Origin of the sequence: Paraburkholderia elongata (assembly GCF_013177735.1) — a bacterium.
Lineage (GTDB): Bacteria > Pseudomonadota > Gammaproteobacteria > Burkholderiales > Burkholderiaceae > Paraburkholderia > Paraburkholderia elongata.
This window is the reverse complement of the sequence record NZ_WOEZ01000206.1, coordinates 1-4,795: the sequence shown is the minus strand read 5'-3', so window position 1 is coordinate 4,795 and position 4,795 is coordinate 1. Positions and strand designations below refer to the sequence as shown.

The following is a 4,795-nucleotide window of genomic DNA, read 5'->3' as shown; positions in this document are numbered from 1 at the left end:
TCTCCACGCCGCTCAGGTAGCCCATGCCGAGCGCCTCAGCGGCGCTGCGCGCTTCGTGCTGGCCGCCCACTTCGTCGTGGTCGGTCAACGCCCACAGCGTCACGCCGCCCGCGTGCGCGCGGCGCGCGACATCGGCCGGCGCGAACTGGCCGTCAGAAACGGTGGAGTGACAGTGGAGGTCAGCGTTCATCTTTGTCTTGAGAAGGTTCTGCACTCATTTTACTGCAACGCAGTAAGTGACCGCAGAGCTATCTCACGATAGTGGACCTCGCATCGAAACCTCGCATCGAAACCTTTTCGCAAGGTTCAGGCGCAGAAGCCCTCGATCAGCGCGGCAACCTGCTCCGGCTGGTCGTGATGCACCATGTGCCCCGCTTCGTCGATGATTTTCTCGCGCCAGTTCGGAAAGGCCTCGAAACGCGCCTTGAATTCGTCGAGCGGAATCTCGCCGGCGATCCGTGCGAGCGTAGGCGAGTCAGCGGCCTCGACGTGCAGCACTTTGGCGGTCACCTTGCGCCACACGGCCATCACTTCGTCGAGGCGGTACAGCGTCGGCCCGCGCAGTTTGTGCGCCGGATCGGCGAGCAGCATGAAGCGCCCTTCTCCGTCCGGCTTGGACCAATGCTGCGCGAGGAACTGCGCGCGCTGCGGAGCGAGGCGCGGATTGGTCTTGATGAGGCGTCCGGCGACATCGTCCTGCGACGCGTAGCGCTTCAACTGCGGCGGATCGCGCAACTCGTCAAGCCAGTTGCGCAAACGCTTGGGCGCTTGCGCCGAGTGCGACGGCGCGAGACCGAAGCCTTCCAGATCGACCACGCGCCGCACCCGCTCCGGCCGCACCCCCGCATACAGGCAGACAATGTTCGCGCCCATGCTGTGACCGACCAGATTGACTTCGCCGGCCGGCGCATAGTGGTCAAGCAGCGCGTCGAGATCGGCGAGGTAGTCCTGGATCCAGTAGTTGCCGCCGCCGCGCTCGGCGACCGGCCAGTCCGACAGGCCAAAGCCCCGCATATCGGGCGCAATCACCTGCCAGTCGCCGCCCAATGCGTCGACGACGAACTGGAACGACGCCGCCACGTCCATCCAGCCGTGCAGCATGAACAGTATCGGCGCATCCGGATTGCCCCAGCGCCGCACGTGCAAACGGATGCCGCGCACGGCAACGAATTCAGACTTGGAGGTATTCATGAACGGCGCGCCTGAAAAAAGAATGGTCGTTCGATTATAACGAGATAGCCGGGCGATGCGTGGGGTCGGGCTATGGAATAAGGCTTCAGTCGCTCGTGGCCGGAGCGGCCGGCGGGACCGGCTGCTCAGCGTCAAGGCCAGCCAGGGCGACCAGCGCGGCCAGTTCGGTTTCGTCAAAGCCGGCATCGCGGCGTGCCTCGAAATTGAACGGACCACGTAATTTCGGTGCGTGATACTGGTCGGCGAGGCGCGTGTAGGTGACGTGCGGATCGAGGCCGCTTTCGTCGCACAGATGGCGAAACCAGCGGTTGCCGATCAGCACATGGCCGATTTCATCGCGCAGGATCACGTCCAGAATCGCTGCGGACGCCTGGTCGCCCGCCTGTTGCAGGCGTGCGCGGATCGGCGGCGAGGCGTCGAGGCCGCGCGCTTCGAGGGTGCGCGGCACCAGCGCCATGCGCGCCAGCACGTCGGCACGGGTGCGCTCGCACATGTCCCAAAGGCCGTCGTGTGCGGGGAAATCGCCGTAGGCATGGCCGAATTCCGCGAGCCGCGCGACCAGCAGCGAGAAGTGATGGGCCTCTTCGGCGGCAACTTTGAGCCAGTCGGTGTAGAACGCGGCGGGCATGCCGGCGAAACGCCAGACGGCGTCGAGCGCGAGATTGATGGCGTTGAATTCGATGTGGGCGAGCGCATGCAGCAAGACGGCTCGCCCCTCGGGCGATTGCATGCTGCGGCGCTTCAGCTTGCGCGGATCGACCAGCTCGGGGCGTGCCGGACGGCCTGGCAAGTCTGCCGGCTCGGCGAGTTCGAGGTCTGCGGCACATGCGAGGCTACCGTCGAGCACTGCGGCATATAACGCGCGGGCCGCGGCTGCCTTGGTTGCCGGGTCGACTTCGCGCAATGTGGCCAGCGCCGCGGTACGCGCGCAATTCGCGCGATTCGAGCAATTCTCAGGATTCGATATCGGCAGAGCCGGCGAAATAGACGGAGCAGCGGAATTCATGGCAACCAGGTTGGCAAAGGGCACGGCAAGAGGCAAGACGGGAGGCGCGGCGTTCGCCAAGGCTTGGTTTGGTGTCGGACGGCTTGCGGCACCGTCAAGCGGCCTAACCACACAACCGTTTACAATACGCGATTCGACCATCTCGCGTGCCTATTGCACAGGGCCGACGGGACAACCGGGTCCGGCGGGGCGTTTTCGGGTGCTTTGCAACCCCGTGTTGCAACCCCCGCTTGCAGCCCGCTCTAAAGCCCGTCTCGCCGCCCCAGCCAGCCCGCGCAGCGCATAGCGACCGATCAAGAGGAGACACCGTGACAATTTATAAGCTTGGCGAAGCCGCCCCGACCATCCATGAAAGCGTATTCGTCGCGGATTCGGCGAACATTATCGGCAATGTGACGCTCGAGGAAAATTCGAGCGTCTGGTTCGGCGCGACGCTTCGCGGCGACAACGAGCCGATCACCCTCGGCGCCGGCAGCAACGTGCAGGAAAACGCGGTGCTGCACACCGACCCGGGCTTCCCGCTGACGATCGAGCCGAATGTGACGATCGGCCACCAGGTCATGCTGCACGGCTGCACGATCAAGGAAGGCTCGCTGATCGGAATTCAGGCCGTGGTCTTGAATGGTGCGGTGATCGGCCGCAACTGTCTGGTCGGAGCGGGCGCCATCGTCACTGAAGGCAAAGTGTTTCCCGACAATTCGCTGATTCTCGGCGCGCCCGCCAAAGTGGTGCGCGAACTGACCGAGACGGATATCGCCAATATGCAGCGCGGCACGGCAAGCTATGCCGAGCGCCGCGAATATTTCAAGGCGCAGCTCGTGCGCATCGGCTAATCAGCCGGAGCACGCGGCGCGCACGGCGCAGCATCAGGCTGCGTCATTCGACCGAGGAAAAGTTGTGAGCGACCAGTTGCAAAAATTCATGTTCAGCGCGGCGCCGGTGCGCGGCGAGATCGTTTCGCTGCGCAATACGTGGCAGGAAGTGCTGACACGCCGGGACTATCCGGCGCCCGTACGGACGATTCTGGGCGAGATGATGGCCGCGTGCGCGCTGCTTTCGGCGAACCTCAAGTTCGACGGCACGCTTGTCATGCAGATTTTCGGCGACGGACCGGCCAAGATGCTGGTGGTGCAGTGCAGCTCCGACCTGTCGATGCGCGCCACCGCCAAGCTCTCCGGCGAAGCGGGCAATACGATCGACGACACCACCTCCATGATCGAACTGGTCAACGCGAGCGGCCATGGCCGTTGCGTGATCACGCTCGACCCGCGCGACAAACAGCCCGGTCAGCAGCCGTATCAAAGTATCGTGCCGCTGTCGGGTGTGGACGGCCCGCTCAAGTCGATGTCCGAAGTGCTCGAGCACTACATGCATCACTCCGAGCAACTCGACACGCGCCTGTGGCTCGCGGCGAACACCGAACGCGCAGTCGGCATGCTGCTGCAAAAGCTGCCGGGCGACGGCGGCATCGTCCCGCATCCGGGAGATCTGGATGCGGACACGTGGGAGCGCGTCTGCACGCTCGGCGGCACGATGTCGCAAGACGAGCTGCTGAAGGAAGAACCGGCAACGATTTTCCGCCGTCTGTTCTGGCAGGAGAATGTCCAGCATTTCGAACCGGCCACGACGCGCTTCGAATGCAGCTGTTCACGCGAAAAAGTCGGGGCCATGCTAAAGATGCTGGGCCGCGAGGAAGTGGATGGTGTGATCGAAGAACGCGGTCAGGTCGAGATTCATTGCGAATTCTGTAATCAACGGTACGAATTCGATCCGGTCGACGTGACGCAACTTTTTGTCGCCAATGCGCTCTCCCAAGGCGTGACTCCGGCTGCCGACCAGCGGCACTGAAGCGGCCAGGCGGCGGCCCACTAAACCTGTGTTACGGCAGTAAAATGACGCGTCGCCTGCTGCTTTTTTGGGCTCGGGCGGCGCGTTATCGTCGATCGTTGCGTTGGATCGTGGGCGGTGCGCGCTGCGCATGTTTTGCTTAGGCATCCGACCGATGGAGATCAAGATGAACATCCCTACTTCGCTCAAGCATTACATGCGCACGTTCACCGTGCTGACGGTCATCGCCGGCAGCGCCGCGCTCACGGGCTGCGTGATGGACCCGCCTGGCCCATCGCCGATTTATAGCCGTCTGCCGGCCGACCAGTCGGGCATGGCCAACACCGCCCGGCCGCTCACGCCAGAAGAACGCGAGCGCTACGATGCAATCGACCGTCAGGTGCTGTCCGATCAGAATCAGGCCATTGACGCCGAGAACGCCGCTCAGGCGTATTCCCGTTATTACTCGCCGCCTGTCAGCGTGTACGGCAGTTATTACGGCGGCGGTTGGGGGCACGGCTGGGGTACGGGTGTCGGCGTAGGCTACTCACCGTACTGGGGCTGGTAAGCCGAAACAAGCACTCCTGGATAGCAGCCATACCGATACGGCAACCCGGCGGAAACGCTGGCATCGTCACAAGCTCAATCGGGATAGGGGCAGGCCTCGCGGCCCGACCCCTCCCACACCACCGTGCGTACGGGTCCGTACACGGCGGTTCGGATCAGTTGATCGGCGAGGGACCCACCGACGGAAGACCCAACGAGCGGAAG

The 4,795-nt window shown here is 63.7% G+C and carries 6 protein-coding genes; 3 read left to right on the top strand and 3 right to left on the bottom strand.

Translation table 11 applies throughout. The features are described from left to right. From GNZ13_RS36770 to GNZ13_RS36760, 3 genes are all read right to left on the bottom strand, one after another. Positions 1-190, bottom strand: a 190-nt coding sequence (locus GNZ13_RS36770; protein WP_236002361.1) for a PHP domain-containing protein, incomplete at its 3' end; no start/stop codon positions are given. Between the two features lie 116 nt (positions 191-306). After that, the gene (locus GNZ13_RS36765) at positions 307-1,191 is read right to left on the bottom strand and encodes an alpha/beta fold hydrolase (RefSeq protein WP_172173981.1); all 885 of its coding nucleotides are present in this window, start codon (positions 1,189-1,191) and stop codon (positions 307-309) included. An 85-nt stretch (positions 1,192-1,276) separates the two neighbouring features. Next, a complete protein-coding gene (locus tag GNZ13_RS36760) occupies positions 1,277-2,197 on the bottom strand; it encodes a ferritin-like domain-containing protein (RefSeq protein ID WP_172173979.1) in 921 nt (306 codons plus the stop codon). Positions 2,198-2,505: 308 nt separating this feature from the next. Here GNZ13_RS36760 and GNZ13_RS36755 point away from each other — a divergent pair, with 308 nt between their 5' ends. The 3 genes from GNZ13_RS36755 (at position 2,506) to GNZ13_RS36745 (ending at position 4,592) form a co-directional block, all read left to right on the top strand. Next, on the top strand, positions 2,506-3,030 hold the full coding sequence (locus GNZ13_RS36755; RefSeq protein WP_172173977.1) for a gamma carbonic anhydrase family protein: 525 nt from the start codon (positions 2,506-2,508) through the stop codon (positions 3,028-3,030). Between the two features lie 64 nt (positions 3,031-3,094). Then, entirely contained in the window at positions 3,095-4,045 is a 951-nt protein-coding gene (gene hslO / locus GNZ13_RS36750; RefSeq protein ID WP_172173974.1) for an Hsp33 family molecular chaperone HslO, read from the top strand. Between the two features lie 166 nt (positions 4,046-4,211). Then, a complete protein-coding gene (locus tag GNZ13_RS36745) occupies positions 4,212-4,592 on the top strand; it encodes a hypothetical protein (RefSeq protein WP_172173972.1) in 381 nt (126 codons plus the stop codon). The last annotated feature ends 203 nt before the right edge of the window (positions 4,593-4,795 follow it).

Bases quoted from the DNA above. Each gene is read 5' to 3' on its own strand.
- GNZ13_RS36760 (WP_172173979.1), bottom strand. From the start codon at position 2,197: ATGAATTCCGCTGCTCCGTCTATTTCGCCGGCTCTGCCGATATCGAAT.
- GNZ13_RS36765 (WP_172173981.1), bottom strand. From the start codon at position 1,191: ATGAATACCTCCAAGTCTGAATTCGTTGCCGTGCGCGGCATCCGTTTG.
- GNZ13_RS36745 (WP_172173972.1), top strand. From the start codon at position 4,212: ATGAACATCCCTACTTCGCTCAAGCATTACATGCGCACGTTCACCGTG.